Genomic DNA, 14,588 nt, shown 5'->3' with positions numbered 1-14,588 from the left:
TGTTAAACCGGCGGTTTACCCCGAACGGCACGCGCGACCATCGCCAGCAAAAACAGGACGATGAAAATGAAGAACAGGATTTGTGCGATCCCGGCGGATGCGCTTGCGATACCACCGAAACCGAAAACCCCGGCGATAATCGCGACGATAAGAAAAGTAAGTGCCCAGCCTAGCATGGGAGCCTCCTTATTAGCGATTTCATACATGCGCTTGTCTAGCGCGGTCTGTGGAGATAACGGCCCGCCCCCTTCTCAGGTTCCCATGATTTTTTGGGAACTTTTGACGGTACGCAGGCGTTAAGTGAGCAACTGAAATACGAAAGGAGAAAGATCATGGCTCGTGCTCAAACCAATGGCGCCGTCAAAGAGACTTCTGCCGATCTGTCGGCTCAAATCGAAACGCTGAAAGCGGATGTGGCCGAATTGACCAACACGCTGGCCGACTACGGTCGTGCTCAGAAAGCTCAGCTTGGCGCCTCCGCCGAAGACAGCTTTGAAGCTGCCAAACAGAAAGGCATCGAGACCGCAGAACATGCTCGCAAACAAGCACGCGACGCCTATGCCGGTGCTGAGAAAACCGTGCGTGCAAACCCCGCCGCCTCCGTCGGCATCGCCGCAGGTGTGGGCTTTCTGGTCGGCCTTCTGGCCAGCCGCCGCTCGTAAGGGGCGCAGGTCTATGCTGACGGCATTGCAACATAATTTGGCTCGGGGCGCACGACGTGCGGCCTGGGTCTCTGCGGGCGGTATCCTGATGGCAGTGGGGATCGGGTTTCTGACCGTCGCGGCCTGGATTACGCTGAGCACGCTGCGCGATGCTCAATTTGCCGCGCTGGTGATTGGTTTGGTCTACGTGGGCGTTGGCCTCGTGATCGTCGCCTTGAACACTCGGGATTCTCACGCCAAAACTCTGGAAGAACAGCGCGCCCAAGAGGCCTACAGACGCGCCGCTTGCCCGCCCGAAGACGATCTCTTCGCCCGCATTGCCATCGCGTTCTCCGAAGGTCTTCAGGCCGGTAAAGCCTTGCGAAAGTAAGGCTTTACCCTCATCTCCTCAACCTGGACGCGAAGTTTCACAGCCGTTCGCGCAAGGCGTTCAAAACCGCCTGAAACGCCGGACGCGTCTGACGCCGGTTCGGGTAGTAGAGGTAGAAACTGTCCCAATAGGGGCAAAACTCTTCCAAAACCGATACCAGACGCCCGGCAGCAATGTCATCCTGCGCGATCTGTTCCGGCACGTAGCTGAGGCCAAATCCCGCCAGCGCCGCCTTGTAGCAATCATAGATATTGTTGAAAGCCACCTGCCCTTCGACGCGCACCCGAAAAGCGTGATCGCCCTCCTTGAACTCCCAGGCAAAGAATGTCCCAGAGGAGCGCAGTCGGAAATTCACACATCGAAAATCGGACAGCTCCCGCGGATGCGCGGGCGGCGGTGTCGTCGCGAACAGATCAGGTGTGCCGACCACGACATATCTCACCTCTGGGCTAATCCTCGCGGAAATCATGTCTTTCTCGAGATGTTCACCCCGCCGCACCCCGGCATCAAAACCCTCCGCCACAATGTCTGTCAGGCCGTTGTCGAGGGTGATTTCCAGCTGAATATCCGGGTTCGCCTTGAGAAACGGTGCCAGTTTCGGCCAGAGCACATGGCTAATCGCATATTCTGAGGCGACGATACCAACCCTTCCCGCCGGCGTGTCACGCAATGCGCTCAAGGCATCGACCTGCGCGTCGATTTCGTCGAAGGGATCGAGAATGCCCGCCAGCAAACGCTCCCCGGCTTCCGTCAACCCGACCGAGCGCGTGGTGCGAGTCAAAAGCCGTAGGCCCAGCCGTTCTTCAAGCTGGCGGATCGTATGGCTGAGCGCGGATTGCGACACGCCGATCCGCGCCGCCGCGCGTGTGAAACTGCGTTCCTGCGCCACAAGGATAAAGGCGCGCAGATCATTGGTGTTTTCCCCGCGCATATGGCGCCCAATTCATGAAAAATATTTCTTACTTCATTCAAAGTATGCCCTCTAATTCATAAACACTCCAGCGCTAAATCTGGGTTCAACCGTCGGAAAGCCACGCGCGCATCACTCCGGCGGGCTCATGTTCACCAAGGAGATCCCTCATGACCAAACAGTTTCTCTCGGCCGCCGCGCTCAGCGCACTGATCGCCGCCTCCGGCACGACAGCTGCCTTTGCCCAAGACAGCAATGCCGAAAACCTCGTCGGCGCATGGCGCATGGTATCGCTGGCCTTTGGCGAGCCGGGCGGTGAGCTGACCGAAGTGCCCTACTCCGGTCAGATCATCTTTACCGAGGCCGGCACCGTCTCGACCCAAGCCATGAATCCCGATGAAAGCGCGCCGGACAATGCCTATACGGTCAACGGCTATGAGGCCTTTTACGGCACCTATGACCTTGGCGAAGGCAATGACACCTTCACGATCAATGTCTCATCTTCGCTGATCCGCAGCATGATCGGCGGCGCTTTCGAGCGCAGCTTTGAGGCCACCGAAGACCAGCTTGTCCTGATGCCGACCAGCCCGGATGAGAACTGGCGCGTGGTCTACGAGCGCTACTGAACGACCTCTGGGGCGGCCAGACGGCCGCCTCTTTTCCATCGAGAAACAATCGCCCCATCCCACAGAACGTCACCGGCGCGTTGAACGGCATCTGCGAAGACGGAGACTCTGTGTCCCAAAAACAGCACTGGCGAGAATTTATCATTCAAAACAAGAAGTAGCCTTCCAAGGCGTCCCGAAATTCGCAACAAGGAACGCGCTTGAGAACCTCCGGTGCAACTGGCCTCACCGGTAAGATGTCGGCTTTCGGGATGATCCGAAGACGCGGTTTTGCGTCTTTCCGTCGCAAGCAACTGGCCCAATGTATGCGACGCGATCGAAGGATTGCGTCACCATTGGGGTATGTTGTTTGTTCTTCATGCCCCAGTTTTATGGGGTAAGAAAATGACCGCACGAAGTTTTCTAAAACACATTTCACGGGCGTTAATCGCGCTCTGTTTCGTCACAGCACTCAGCGAGCCAGCCAAGGCGCAGGCGACAGACACCACGCCGCCACGCATCCAGTCGATCACCCGCTATGATCCTTCGGACGAATATACCAACGACACGGAACTTACATGGGAGATCACCTTCACCGAAGACATCTCTGACATAAACCTTGCTGATTTTAACGTCTTCACCAGTCTTAGCGGTCTCGCTATTACATTCTATACTGCATCTCGCGTTTCACCCAACGCTTATCGGTATATGGTAAGGTTTAGTTATCCGGAGACCAACGGCACACGCAGTGTGTGGCTTGCTCCACGCAGCACTGCCACCATCACCGACACGGCGGGCAACGCCATGACCGATTTCACAGTGATTGGTGCCACTGAGCGCTACTACATTGATAATGTGGCCCCGACTCTGTCGATCACCTCTTCATCCTCTTTCCCGACCAACAATTCCGTGATCCCGCTCACCTTCACCTTTTCCGAAATCGTGACCGGTTTCGACGTGAGCGATTTGACCCTCAGCTCGGGCACCGGCTCTTTCTCGAACTTCAGCGGCAGCGGCGATACCTATACTGCCGATCTGACCCTCAGCTCGGCAGGTGCGTTTCAGGTCGCTGTCGCGGATGCCGCCGCCGTTGACCGCGCCAGTAATCCGGGCACAGGCGCAACACTTGATGGCACGCGGGATGTGACGGCGCCGAGCGCCGTGCTCTCCGCGATCCCCCCTGAGGTGAACGGCCCCTTCAATGTGACCGTCACCTTCGATGAGGACATTTCCGGAATTGCGTTTGCTGATCTCGTCGTAACGAATGGTCGCGTCTCTTACGGCACGCGCCTCTCCGACCGGGAATTCAGACTCACAATTATTCCCGATGCCGACGGCACAGTCACCGTGTCGGTCCCTGCAGGCGCAACCACGGATGCGGCGGGCAATGGCAACACTGCCTCCAACACGGTGAGCACCATGGCGGATGTGACCCGTCCCACAGTGACGCTCGATATGCCGAGCGGTCTGGTGAATGCGCCCTTCACGCTGACGATGACCTTCTCCGAGGAGGTGACGGGTGTGTCTTTGGGCAATATTGCGGTCAGCAATGGCACGGCCTCGAATTTGCAGCAAACCAGCGCAACCGTTTACACGGCGACCATCACGCCTGACACAGATGGCACCGTGACGGTCAATTTCCCCGAGAATGGCGTGACGGACACGGCAGGGCTTGGCAACGAGGCGGCGACGGCTGCGACCAACACCGCCGATCTGACCGACCCGGCACCGACATTGACGGCAACGCCGGATTTCCCGGGCACGCCCTACACGGTGACGATCTCGTTCAATGAGGATGTTACCGGTCTGGAGCTTAGCGACTTCTCAACCACGAATGTCGATCTCTCTTCCCTGTCCGGCAGCGGCGACAGCTACACGCTTCAGGCTACGGGGACGGATTTTGCGCAGTCGATTCAGCTGCGGGCAGGCACGGTGCTCGACGATGCCGGCAATGGCAACGTAGCTTCGAACATCATCTCTGTGGTGCCCGACGGCGTTGCGCCGAGCCTGACAATCTCGGGCGTTCCGGGAACGATCACACGCGGCGAGACCTTTGTCGCGACCTTTACCTTTACCGAGACGGTCACTGGTTTCGAGGCCTCCGATATTGCCCTCACCAACGCCACGATGGGCGCGCTCACAGGGAGCGGGTCGGTCTATTCGGCCACCATCACGCCGGACGATCGCGGCGATGTCACCGTCTCAGTCGCGGACGGCGCCGCGCGTGACATGACAGGCGAGCCCTCCGTGGCGGCCTCCGCCGTGGCGCAGCTCGACACATCGGCGGATCAAAGCGAAGCGATTGCAAATTTCTTGCAAGCGCGTGCGCGCAGCCTGATCCAGAACCAGCCGGACGTGTCCCGTTTCGTCACCGGGCAGAACGGGGGCAATGCCTCCGTCAGCGTCTCGCGCGGTGGCGGTGAGTTCGCGCTCAGTTCCCGCGGAAACGGTCCGTTGTGGATGGCGGTGTCCGGGTCCTGGTCGGACAGCGACACCGAGGAGATGAGCTATGGCCTCGCGTCTCTCGGCTACCACATGGAGCTGTCTTCGGGCACGATCATCGGCGCGATGGTGCAATATGACATGGCCGAACAAGAGGACACGCAAGGGACCAAGGTTGAAGGCACCGGCTGGCTCGTCGGCCCGTATTTTGCCTCGCAGATCGGCGATCATCCGTTTTTTGTCGATGGGCGGCTGTTGTTCGGCGAGACCGACAACGACATCACCCTGTCCTCCGGTCAAACCGGCAGCTTCACGGGCGACCGTATGCTGGCCTCATTGGGGGCGCAGGGGCGCGTCGAGATGGACAAGGGCTGGACCCTCATCCCCAACCTGACACTGAGCCACGTCAGCGACTCCCAGAACGCCTATGTGAGTGACGGCACGGCCATTCCGGAGCAAAAAGTGACCCTCACCGAGCTGGCCGCAGGCTTGGATTTCGAGGTGCCGATCCTTGTGCCCCAAGGTGATCTGATGCTCGATTTCGGGATTTCCGGGATCTACAGCCACACCAAGGGCAGCGGCGCCGCCAGCGCCTATATTTTGGAAGAGGAAGGGCATCGCGGCCGCGTGGACGTCGGCCTGAGCTACGACAAAGGAAACGGCCTGAGAACGTCCGGCGCGGCTTTTGTCGACGGTCTCGGCGGCGACACGGATGTGTCCAGCTACGGCCTGTCCTTCGAGGTCGCCTTTACGTTCTGATCGAAACCGTTTCGAAAGCAAAAAACAACGCCCGCTGACCTCTGGTTGGCGGGCGTTCTTGTGCGCGGTGCGAGATACTGCCCGCTCTGGCATGCATGAAATTTATACCATGCGCGAACCCGGATCTCTAAAAGTCGCAGGTCTGTCTCACATGTCGGCTTCTGACATAGGCTCACAAAGGGCTCATCGTCGAAAACTCGGCGCCCGTTCCCCAAAAAGAGGTAAATGTCCGCTCTGGAACGCAGGCTTCGCGTGACGTATCGCCCGATTGTTACAGCTCACCTGTTCATTGGCAAAACACCGAAGAGACCTTTTTGCCGGAACTTCCCTGAAACAGGGACAACCAATCAAATCAATAGGTAATGGCGGAGACTCAGACCGCCAAGTTCATTTCCGGCGCCTTCCATATCATTCTAAATATTCCTTTAATTTCTGGAAAATGATGCCTTTCATTGTGCGTAGCATTCCCTCACATTCCTACTTAATCCACACATTATTGGGGGATTAAGTGGGGGATTATATGCCTCACCAAAATATCAGGAGACCGGAGCGGGCCTTGTCTGCGCGTTTCGGATAAACTGACACCGAACCCGGAAAATACTTCGATGGCCAGGGGCTATTCCTGCGCGTGACCCAAAGCGGTTCAAAGCAGTGGGTGCAGCGCATTACCATTCGCGGGAAGCGGTGCGAGCTTGGGTTGGGGAGCCCTCCTGCGGTCACTCTAGCGACTGCGCGACGGGTGGCGCTCGAAAACCGCGGCAAGGCCATGCTCGGAGGAGATCCTCTTGCCGAAAAGCGTGAGGCGCGCGCAGGACTGACTTTCAGCGACGCGGTCGAGAAATACCTTGCCGGAAAACTGTCCGAATTTCGGAACGAAAAACATCGTAAGCAATGGCGTTCGACGCTCGACACCTATGCAGTGCCCGTTCTCGGGAGGAGAGATGTGTCCGACATCACTGTGCAGGATGTGCTGCGTGTCCTTGAACCCATTTGGAAAGAGAAGACGGAAACCGCAGCCCGTGTTCGAGGGCGGATAGAAAACGTCTTATCATGGGCGACAGTCGCCGGATACGGAAGCGGCGGCGATGGGAAAAGTGGAAGGAAAAAAATTAGGCGCGGAATAGCTCGTTTTTTGAGGCCCGCCTTAGTCGGAGGCGCGCGTTTAGTGGGCAAGCGGCGGATTTCCGAGTTTCGCTGTGGAGACGAGAACCCCGCAATTTTCAGAGCTTGCCATGGGACGAGGCGTTCTTTGGCGTCAACGACCTTTGTCATCGCAAAGCAGGCATCATGCAGCTCAATTGGATGAGCTTCCTTTCCATAGTGTGAAAATCAGTTAGAGCGCGTCATCACATAAATGTACCAAAGTCTGCTGATCGACCTAGAAAGCATCGCACCACAATTTGTATGCTGGCACTATTACAATCAATAATTGTGTCTTTAAGCTGCTCCGCCAGCTAAAAACTAAGTCAGAAGGCAGGGTGTTCCTCTATGAATAAGTCCACGCAAGAAATCGTTGAACATAGTGCAGACGGCCTTGCGAACACACGCAATACGTTGCCAATGGTCCTACTGCGCGCCCGCGAGGCGTTGATGGAACGCTTGCGGCCTGTGCTGCATGCACATGAGATCACCGAGCAACAATGGCGGGTCATTCGTATCTTGCGTGAAGAAGGCTGCACGGATGCCACCACCTTGGCAGAAATGGGCTGCATTCTGCCGCCCTCGTTGACCCGGATGCTAAAAAATTTGGAAAGCCGCAATCTCGTCATGATGGAAAAAGACGCAAGTGACGGTCGGCGACGCCTTGTGTCTTTGACGCCTGAGGGTTTTGATTTAATTGAAAAAATCAGCCCTCAGATCAATGTTATAAATCTGGAAATCGAAGAGATGCTCGGGCGCAGCATGATGACCGGTCTGCTCACGGATCTGAATGTACTTCTAAAGAAACTCGACTGACGTCGTAGCGGCCGACCGGGGCAAACCGGTCGGCCCTGTCGCCTCAACCCACCCAGCGGGTCAGACGCTGTTCAATCCGGCTGACGCTCTGATTGATGATGACGGCGATCACCATGATGAACACGGAGATGGCCCAGACAGAGGTAAAGTCGAACTGTTTGCCAAATTTGGCGGCCTGACCACCGATCCCGATGAGGGCGATGAACATCTCGCCGTTGACCATCCCTTTGACGGCACGACCGACGCCCATGCGGATCCCGGCAATGATCAGAGGGAAAGCATCCGGCATAACGATGCGCACCAGAGCGGTCCAGCGGCTGGCGCCATAAGAGGCGGCCATTTCCAACAGTGGGCGATCCACATGCCGGACGGCGGCGGCGGTGTTGATAATGATGATGAACATCGCATAGATCACCACCACGCTTACACGGGTCGCATCCGAAAGGCCGAAGATCGCAAAGAGGATCGGCGCAAAGATCAGGCCGGGTGTGAACAGAAAGCTGTTCACATAGATGTCCAGCGCGGCATTGACCCATGAGGACAGCCCCATCAGCGTGCCGATGATCAACCCAAAGACCAAGGCAATCGCAAAGCCCGTGACCAGAACGGTGAGGCTGGACAGGATATGCGGCGCAAGCGTGCCGTCGGTGAGCAAATCCCACAACCGGGCCACGACCTTTGAGAAGGGCGGCAGCCAAAGCTGATTGAGCAGCCGACCGGCGATTTCCCAGAACAGGGCGATCAAAGCGATGCCGCCCCAGTTCGACGAAAGCTCCCGCAGCCAACGCTCAATCGCTGTTGGCTCAGGTCCTGTGATCGGACGTTTTTGAACAGCGGAGGTCATGCGGCGCTCATCTCATGCATCTGGCGCAGACGGTTCCAGAGGTATTCTTTGAGCTCGATGAATTCCGGCATTCGCTCCACCTCTTCCGGGTTGCGCGGGCGTTCGAAATTGATGTCCAGCACCTCTTCGATGCGCCCCGGGCGGTTCGACATGAGCACGACGCGGTCGGCGAGCAGGATGGCCTCTTCCATGTCGTGCGTCACAAAGACGACGCTGCGCTGATCCTGTTGCCAGATGTTGAGCAGCTCTTCCTGCATATAGCGGCGGGTTTGCTGATCTAATGCACCGAAGGGTTCATCCATCAACATGATCGGCGTCGAAACCACCAAAGCGCGCGCCAAGCCAACACGTTGCTGCATACCGCCGGAAAGCTGTTTAGGATATTTGTCCTCAAAACCTCTCAAACCGACCAGAGCGATCGCCTCGCGGGCCTTTTCCATGCGCTCAGCCTTGCCGACGCCGCGCATTTCGAGACCGAAAGCGACATTCTGCAACACGCTGGCCCATGGCATCAGCGCAAAGTTCTGGAACACGATGGCGCAATCGAGGTTGGGACCGCGCACCTGTTTTCCGTTGACCAGAACGCTGCCGGAGGTTGGCGTCACAAGGCCGCCGATGGCCCGCATCAAAGTGGTTTTGCCGCAGCCGGACGGCCCCAGCAAAGTGACGAATTCATTCTTGCGGATTTCGAGATTCACGTCGGATAGGGCTAAAGTTCCCCCTGCGCCGCCGTATGCGTGGGACATGCCCTTAATATCAATGATCGAAGACATCTGATTATTTCCATCTAATAAGGTGGCGTTCGAACGCCTGCATCGCAATGGCCAGCAGCACGGCCTCCATCACGACGACGATTGTGGTTGCGTAGAGAAGATCGGCTTTGAAATCTCCACGATAATCCATGAGCTGTGCGCCGATGCCGACCGGAAGCATGATCAATTCAACGATCACCATGCCTGCAAATGCGCGCCCCAGACCGATGCGAAGTCCAGCAAACACCGCCGGGATCGCGCCCGGAATCAAGATACGAAACCAGACCTCGCGCTCGGATGCGCCAAAACTGCGCGCCATTTCCACCAGATGACGATCCACTTGGCGGGTGCCTGCGCGCACGTTGGTGGTGATGAAGACCCAAGAGAACAGGATGATGATGACAACTTTTGGTGTCATTCCCATCCCCAGTGCCACCAGAACCACCGGCACCAGAGGCGCGATCGGCAGGGCCAGCATCAAGGCCGTGATCGGGTTCAGCATACGGTCGGCCACCGTCCAACGCGCCATGGCAAGGCCAAGTGGCACGGAGACGGCGACGGAGATTCCGTATCCGATCAACATCGGAATGTTGCTGATCCAAAGCGCGGGCCAGACATCGCCTGTCACGAACATGGTTTCAAACAGCGCCTTTGCCGTTTCCGTGAAAGTCGGGATGAGGATCGAGTTTGCCGATGTCGCGCCCCACTCCCAGAGGCCGGCAAAGATTATGAAAGCCACAAGACGCGCCACCGAGGCCTGCCATGCAGACATTGGGCGACGCAGTTCGAGAACATGCCGCACTGAAGTGGCATGCCCCTTTTGTAAGACGTTGGCCGTCATAACTTATTCACCGCCACCGAAGGTGAAGTTGGCGACCTGATCCACACTCAGCGCGCCCTGTTCAATCCGGCCTGCATCCGTGTAGAACTGAAGTGTGGCTTCGATGCTCTCAGGCGACAGCGCTTCGGAGAGCGGGAACATCTTGGTCTCGGCGAAATGGCTGTAGACCGCTTCAACATCGGCCAGTTCCATCTCCGGGAGATAGTCCACGGCAAGGGAAGAATAGGCGATCGGATCCGCATAGATGTTCTGGAATTGGTTGCCCAGTTCGTCGAGGAAATCCTCGATCAACGCTCGCGAGCCTTCGATCTGACCTGCACTACCGACCACGGCGCCGGTGATCAGATCGCTTTGGCTCTCGACCAGCATGGTCAGAACCTTAGCCCGGTCGTCTTCGCCACGCGTGATCGCCATCCAGTCTTCGAGACGGACGAGCGTGCCGTCGATCTGACCGTTCAGAAGAGCGGCAACACGGTTGGCGGAACCCGACAAAACCATGTAATTCGGCTCAGCTTCTGGGCAAGTCTCCCGAAGCCAAGTCAGAAGGTGAGCGGTCGTCGTTGAACCGGTGCTGTGATAGGCGACGGTCTTGCCATCCAAATCAGCACAGCTCTCAACCTCGGGAGAGGCGATGATCAAGTAATCGTTTTGGTTATTCTTGGCGAGCATCTGAAGGTCGGCACCGGCCAAATCCGCCGCGAACAGTGTTGCCGGTCCCATGACGGCGATCTGCACCTGCCCGTTAAGCAGCGCTTGAGTCAGAATATCCGGAGAATCGAACTCGATGACCTCCGTGGACAAGCCTTGTTCCTGCAGACTTTCCAAAGCCAGAATCGCCGGAACGCCCGTTGGGCCAGCACCGCCGGCAAAGCCAAGGACCATATCCTGTGCCATTGCTGCAGGCGCCGCGAAAAGCGACAAGGCCAAGGGAATAGACAGACTCGTAGTGTGGTATTTCGTGCGCATACTTTCCTCCCAGATTTACTACGCGATTGGCGACACATGTGTCTGGATGCCCTCCAGCATCGAGACCTATGCTCCTCCCGCCAATACTTAACATGGTAAGCTTATGCTGATCGCGCTGTCAATCGAGACAGACAGAAATATCGAGAATTTAAAGTTTCCTGCGGCGTCAAAGCTTTAGACCGCACCCTGATTAAAGCGAGAGCCGGCTTGCTCATCTGAGGACGAGTCAGCGAGCACTTGAGCGCATCGGTGCTCCGGGCGGGCCAACCGGATATATCGAAGACTGAAGTGGTCCCATTAAATTGGACAGTGAGCTAAGGAGTATCCCGAACGTTTGAAAGGATACGAGAACGGCAAAGAAACGGTCTATGATCCAGCGCGATCATCCCAAGCTGATCATCAGCCGGCAATGTAAGTTAGGACAACTCAACCGCTCCGCGTTCTATTACGCGCCGGTCCGGGTCCGCTCAGACTTGCTGGCGGTTATGAAAGAGATCAACCGGGTGTTCACGACATACCCATTCTTCGGCAGCCGCCGGATCGCAGCCTTTCTGCGCCGTTAAGGCTTCTTATATCTTGTCGCGATCATGGACTGGCACAGCTGCAAGGTGCTGAGCTGGCGCCTGTCGAATACGATGCATGCTGACTTTTGCGTCGAGGCTCTGAGCAAAGCTATCGCCAAACATGGTCCGCCCGAGATCATGAACACGGATCAGGGCTCGCTATTTACTGGATCGGCATGGATTACCACCCTGACCGACGCCGATGTGCGTATCTCGATGGATGGGCGCGGTCGCTATCTCGACAACATCTTTATTGAGCGGCTTTGGCGCTCCTTGAAGCAGGAAGCCATCTATCTCGAAGAATTCACCGACGGTTTCCACGGCCAGCGTGCCAGCGTGCCGACACCTTCAAGTTCGAGCGCACGCTCCAGAGCCCCGGGAAAGGACGGCACGCTCTGAACGAAAATCCGCTCAGCCTTGCCGTTCTTACACTCGGCCCGAACGCGGACAAGCCCGCCTTGGGCTTCCAGCACCATCTCGGCCACGGGTTCCACCATCGGCACCAGCCCCACATCCAGCAGCACTGTCGACACGCAGATTGAATTGGAGGCGGACATGGGCAGGGTGTCCTCGGGCTCCATGATGATGAACACGGCCTGCGCCTAGAGATGTCTCGGCGGCACCAGAGGGTTCACATGGCGAAAGACGCCGCCCCGCGGTTCGTTCAGCACGAAGTGGCGCAGGGTCTGATCCTGAGCGATCTAGCGGCTTTGATCCCAGAAGGTTTCACCCGGAGGCGGCAGCACGCCACCGACGATGACATCCCCTACTTCGCCTTCGGCAGGAGCCGAAATCACAAGAATGGCTCTCAAAGACCGCATGTCAGAGATCCTTTACCAGTCGCAACGCGTCGTAGATCGCGGCATGGATGTTGCGGGCGCTGACCGCATCACCGATCCGGAACAACTGAAAGCTGCCGCCGGGATTACTGCGGATATTTTGCGCACGGCCTTCGATCAGGGCGTCGTGATCAACCTCACCGCGGTTGGAGGAACGGTCCTTAAGATCGAAATAGATATCGGCCAGTGGCATCGTGCCATAATTCACCACGATCTGATCAAAAGACTTCTCCGTCACGAGGCTGCTATAGTCGGTGCCGATCAGGGCTTTCAGTCGGTTGCCGTCCTTTTCCACGCCCTTGAGACGTCGCGTGACGGTGAAAGTCACATCCTTGTCCTGAAGCGTGCGCATATAGGGCACAAGGTTCATCGCCATGATGTCAGGCGCGAATGTGCGGTCCGGAGTCATGATCTCGACATGGGCGCCAGCCTTAGCTGCGATTTCGGCCGCCATCAGCGCGGGGTGATCGCCGCTTTCGTCGTAGATCAACACCTCTTTCGCCGGTTTCACATCCCCAGCGATCACATCCCAAGCGCTAACTACGTGCCCCGGCTCATCGCCCTCAAACAGCTCAATGTTTGGCATCCCTCCAGTCGCGACGATAACCACGTCGGGGTTCAGCGCCAGCACGTCCTCGGCCTCAGCCCAGGTGTTGAAGCGGAACTCCACGTCGCGGGCGGCGCATTGGGCCATGCGCCAGTCGATAATCGAAATCATCTCGCGCCTGCGGTCATTCAGGGCTGTCAGGCGGATTTGACCACCGGGATCGGGCTGGGCCTCGAAGACGGTAACGTGATGCCCCCGTTCGGCCGCCACGCGCGCGGCTTCGAGCCCGGCGGGGCCGGCCCCGACGATGACAACCTTTCGCCGATCCAAGGCGGGGGGTGTTACATGCGGCATGGTCAATTCGCGGCCAGTAGCGGCGTTGTGGATGCACAACGCTTCTCCGGCGGCATAGATCCTGTCCAAGCAATAGGTGGCGCCGACGCAGGGTCGGATATCGCCTTCCCGCCCCTCCATGATTTTCTTCACTACATGCGGATCGGCCATATGCGCACGGGTCATCCCGACCATGTCCAGAAGTCCGGCGCTCACGGCATGCCGGGCAGTGGCCACATCCGGAATCTTGGCGGCATGGAAAGTGGGCATCCCCGTTGCCGCCTTCACTGCGCCGGCAAAATCGAGGTGCGGGGCGTTCCTCATACCCTGCACTGGGATCATGTCGGTCATCGCGGGGTCCGTGTGGATGCGGCCCTTGACCACGTTAAGGAAGTCAACCATGCCAGAGGCTGCAAGGCGCTTCGAAATCTCGATGCCCTCTTCGGCAGTAATCCCGCCGGCTTCAATCTCATCGGCCGTATAGCGCACACCGACGATGAACTCATCGCCGACCCGTTGGCGAATACCCGTCAGCACGTCGTTCAAAAGCTGCATCCGCGTCTCAAGAGTCTGTCCGCCATAGGGACCGTCCAGATCATTCGACAAGGGCGACCAGAACTGATCCAGCAAGTGGCCGTAGACCTGCAATTCGATTCCGTCCATGCCGCCCTCTTTCATCCGCTCGGTCGCGTCGGCGAAGTCGCGGATGATCCGGGTGATGTCCCAATCCTCGGCCAGCTTTGGAAAGGCCTTGTGGGCCGGTTCACGGTGCTTTGAGGAGGAAACGGAAGGCAGCCAGTGCCCCTTGTTCCAGGTCGTGCGCCGACCAAGGTGCGTCAGCTGGATCATGACCGCGCAGCCGTGATCGTGGCACGCGTCGGTCAGGTTGCGGATGTGTGGCACCACATCATCGCGCCAGGCCAGGATGTTATTGAATACTGGCGGGCTGTCCTTCGACACCGCGGCCGATCCTGCCGTCATCGCCAGCGCAACGCCCGCCTTCGCCCGTTCCGCATGATAGGCGACATACCGTGCCTTGGGCATCCCATCCTCTGGATAAGCCGGTTCATGACTGGTGGTCATGATGCGATTTTTCAGCGTCAGGTGCTTCAGCTGAAAAGGCTGCAAGAGCGGGTCTTTTGACGGTTTGAACATAAGATGAGTCTCCGAGTGTTGCCGTAGGGAAATCCAAAATGTTC

The 14,588-nt window shown here is 57.7% G+C and carries 13 protein-coding genes and 3 pseudogenes; 8 read left to right on the top strand and 8 right to left on the bottom strand.

What is annotated here, in order from left to right; genetic code table 11:
* Positions 1-2: 2 nt before the first annotated feature.
* Positions 3-176: a DUF1328 domain-containing protein gene (locus J5Y17_RS04265; protein WP_219783958.1), complete on the bottom strand. Its 174-nt coding sequence runs from the start codon at positions 174-176 to the stop codon at positions 3-5.
* A gap of 156 nt (positions 177-332) precedes the next feature.
* Here J5Y17_RS04265 and J5Y17_RS04260 point away from each other — a divergent pair, with 156 nt between their 5' ends.
* Together J5Y17_RS04260 and J5Y17_RS04255 are read left to right on the top strand one after the other, a co-directional pair.
* Positions 333-662, top strand: coding sequence for a YqjD family protein (locus J5Y17_RS04260; protein ID WP_219783957.1), 330 nt, complete (start codon positions 333-335; stop codon positions 660-662).
* 13 nt (positions 663-675) lie between these two features.
* On the top strand, positions 676-1,032 hold the full coding sequence (locus tag J5Y17_RS04255; protein WP_219783956.1) for a phage holin family protein: 357 nt from the start codon (positions 676-678) through the stop codon (positions 1,030-1,032).
* A gap of 37 nt (positions 1,033-1,069) precedes the next feature.
* Here J5Y17_RS04255 and J5Y17_RS04250 read toward each other — a convergent pair whose 3' ends face one another.
* Complete coding sequence (locus tag J5Y17_RS04250) at positions 1,070-1,963, bottom strand: LysR family transcriptional regulator (RefSeq protein ID WP_219783955.1); 894 nt, start codon at positions 1,961-1,963, stop codon at positions 1,070-1,072.
* A gap of 149 nt (positions 1,964-2,112) precedes the next feature.
* Here J5Y17_RS04250 and J5Y17_RS04245 point away from each other — a divergent pair, with 149 nt between their 5' ends.
* The 4 genes and pseudogenes from J5Y17_RS04245 (at position 2,113) to hpaR (ending at position 7,704) form a co-directional block, all read left to right on the top strand.
* The gene (locus tag J5Y17_RS04245; RefSeq protein ID WP_219783954.1) at positions 2,113-2,568 is read left to right on the top strand and encodes a lipocalin-like domain-containing protein; all 456 of its coding nucleotides are present in this window, start codon (positions 2,113-2,115) and stop codon (positions 2,566-2,568) included.
* Positions 2,569-2,952: 384 nt separating this feature from the next.
* Complete coding sequence (locus J5Y17_RS04240) at positions 2,953-5,748, top strand: Ig-like domain-containing protein (protein WP_219783953.1); 2,796 nt, start codon at positions 2,953-2,955, stop codon at positions 5,746-5,748.
* 607 nt (positions 5,749-6,355) lie between these two features.
* Positions 6,356-7,054: pseudogene (locus J5Y17_RS04235) on the top strand (tyrosine-type recombinase/integrase); the annotation flags it as partial.
* Positions 7,055-7,236: 182 nt separating this feature from the next.
* The gene (gene hpaR, locus J5Y17_RS04230; RefSeq protein WP_219783952.1) at positions 7,237-7,704 is read left to right on the top strand and encodes a homoprotocatechuate degradation operon regulator HpaR; all 468 of its coding nucleotides are present in this window, start codon (positions 7,237-7,239) and stop codon (positions 7,702-7,704) included.
* 43 nt (positions 7,705-7,747) lie between these two features.
* On the opposite strand, the gene J5Y17_RS04225 is transcribed toward hpaR, so the two are convergent.
* The 4 genes from J5Y17_RS04225 to J5Y17_RS04210 form a co-directional block, all read right to left on the bottom strand.
* Positions 7,748-8,548: an ABC transporter permease gene (locus tag J5Y17_RS04225; RefSeq protein ID WP_219783951.1), complete on the bottom strand. Its 801-nt coding sequence runs from the start codon at positions 8,546-8,548 to the stop codon at positions 7,748-7,750.
* The gene (locus tag J5Y17_RS04220) at positions 8,545-9,321 is read right to left on the bottom strand and encodes an ABC transporter ATP-binding protein (RefSeq protein WP_219783950.1); all 777 of its coding nucleotides are present in this window, start codon (positions 9,319-9,321) and stop codon (positions 8,545-8,547) included. Before J5Y17_RS04220 ends, J5Y17_RS04225 begins: the two co-directional genes overlap by 4 nt.
* Before the next feature lie 4 nt (positions 9,322-9,325).
* Positions 9,326-10,072 (bottom strand): ABC transporter permease, encoded by a 747-nt coding sequence (locus J5Y17_RS04215; RefSeq protein ID WP_219783949.1) that lies wholly within the window; start codon positions 10,070-10,072, stop codon positions 9,326-9,328.
* Between the two features lie 72 nt (positions 10,073-10,144).
* Positions 10,145-11,107: an ABC transporter substrate-binding protein gene (locus J5Y17_RS04210; protein WP_219783948.1), complete on the bottom strand. Its 963-nt coding sequence runs from the start codon at positions 11,105-11,107 to the stop codon at positions 10,145-10,147.
* Between the two features lie 368 nt (positions 11,108-11,475).
* On the opposite strand from J5Y17_RS04210, the gene J5Y17_RS04205 reads away from it, so the two are divergent.
* Together J5Y17_RS04205 and J5Y17_RS04200 are read left to right on the top strand one after the other, a co-directional pair.
* Positions 11,476-11,670 (top strand): hypothetical protein, encoded by a 195-nt coding sequence (locus J5Y17_RS04205; protein WP_219783947.1) that lies wholly within the window; start codon positions 11,476-11,478, stop codon positions 11,668-11,670.
* Positions 11,671-11,976, top strand: a pseudogene (locus J5Y17_RS04200) (transposase); the annotation flags it as partial.
* Between the two features lie 26 nt (positions 11,977-12,002).
* Here the strand turns inward: J5Y17_RS04200 and J5Y17_RS04195 are convergent.
* Together J5Y17_RS04195 and J5Y17_RS04190 are read right to left on the bottom strand one after the other, a co-directional pair.
* A pseudogene (locus J5Y17_RS04195) lies at positions 12,003-12,491 on the bottom strand (proline racemase family protein); the annotation flags it as partial.
* Between the two features lies 1 nt (position 12,492).
* Positions 12,493-14,544, bottom strand: a complete 2,052-nt coding sequence (locus J5Y17_RS04190) for an NADH:flavin oxidoreductase (RefSeq protein WP_219783945.1) — start codon at positions 14,542-14,544, stop codon at positions 12,493-12,495.
* Between the last annotated feature and the right edge of the window lie 44 nt (positions 14,545-14,588).

It is taken from the genome of Celeribacter sp. PS-C1 (genome assembly GCF_019429625.1).
GTDB lineage: Bacteria > Pseudomonadota > Alphaproteobacteria > Rhodobacterales > Rhodobacteraceae > Celeribacter.
Note: the sequence above shows the minus strand (reverse complement) of the source record. Positions and strands in the feature narration are given on the sequence as shown.

Excerpts from the sequence above, each read along its gene's own strand:
- J5Y17_RS04205 (WP_219783947.1), top strand. The coding sequence starts at position 11,476 with ATGATCCAGCGCGATCATCCCAAGCTGATCATCAGCCGGCAATGTAAG.
- J5Y17_RS04210 (WP_219783948.1), bottom strand. The coding sequence starts at position 11,107 with ATGCGCACGAAATACCACACTACGAGTCTGTCTATTCCCTTGGCCTTG.
- hpaR (WP_219783952.1), top strand. The coding sequence starts at position 7,237 with ATGAATAAGTCCACGCAAGAAATCGTTGAACATAGTGCAGACGGCCTT.
- J5Y17_RS04190 (WP_219783945.1), bottom strand. The coding sequence starts at position 14,544 with ATGTTCAAACCGTCAAAAGACCCGCTCTTGCAGCCTTTTCAGCTGAAG.
- J5Y17_RS04245 (WP_219783954.1), top strand. The coding sequence starts at position 2,113 with ATGACCAAACAGTTTCTCTCGGCCGCCGCGCTCAGCGCACTGATCGCC.
- J5Y17_RS04215 (WP_219783949.1), bottom strand. The coding sequence starts at position 10,072 with ATGTCTGCATGGCAGGCCTCGGTGGCGCGTCTTGTGGCTTTCATAATC.
- J5Y17_RS04220 (WP_219783950.1), bottom strand. The coding sequence starts at position 9,321 with ATGTCTTCGATCATTGATATTAAGGGCATGTCCCACGCATACGGCGGC.
- J5Y17_RS04260 (WP_219783957.1), top strand. The coding sequence starts at position 333 with ATGGCTCGTGCTCAAACCAATGGCGCCGTCAAAGAGACTTCTGCCGAT.
- J5Y17_RS04265 (WP_219783958.1), bottom strand. The coding sequence starts at position 176 with ATGCTAGGCTGGGCACTTACTTTTCTTATCGTCGCGATTATCGCCGGG.
- J5Y17_RS04225 (WP_219783951.1), bottom strand. The coding sequence starts at position 8,548 with ATGACCTCCGCTGTTCAAAAACGTCCGATCACAGGACCTGAGCCAACA.
- J5Y17_RS04250 (WP_219783955.1), bottom strand. The coding sequence starts at position 1,963 with ATGCGCGGGGAAAACACCAATGATCTGCGCGCCTTTATCCTTGTGGCG.
- J5Y17_RS04255 (WP_219783956.1), top strand. The coding sequence starts at position 676 with ATGCTGACGGCATTGCAACATAATTTGGCTCGGGGCGCACGACGTGCG.
- J5Y17_RS04240 (WP_219783953.1), top strand. The coding sequence starts at position 2,953 with ATGACCGCACGAAGTTTTCTAAAACACATTTCACGGGCGTTAATCGCG.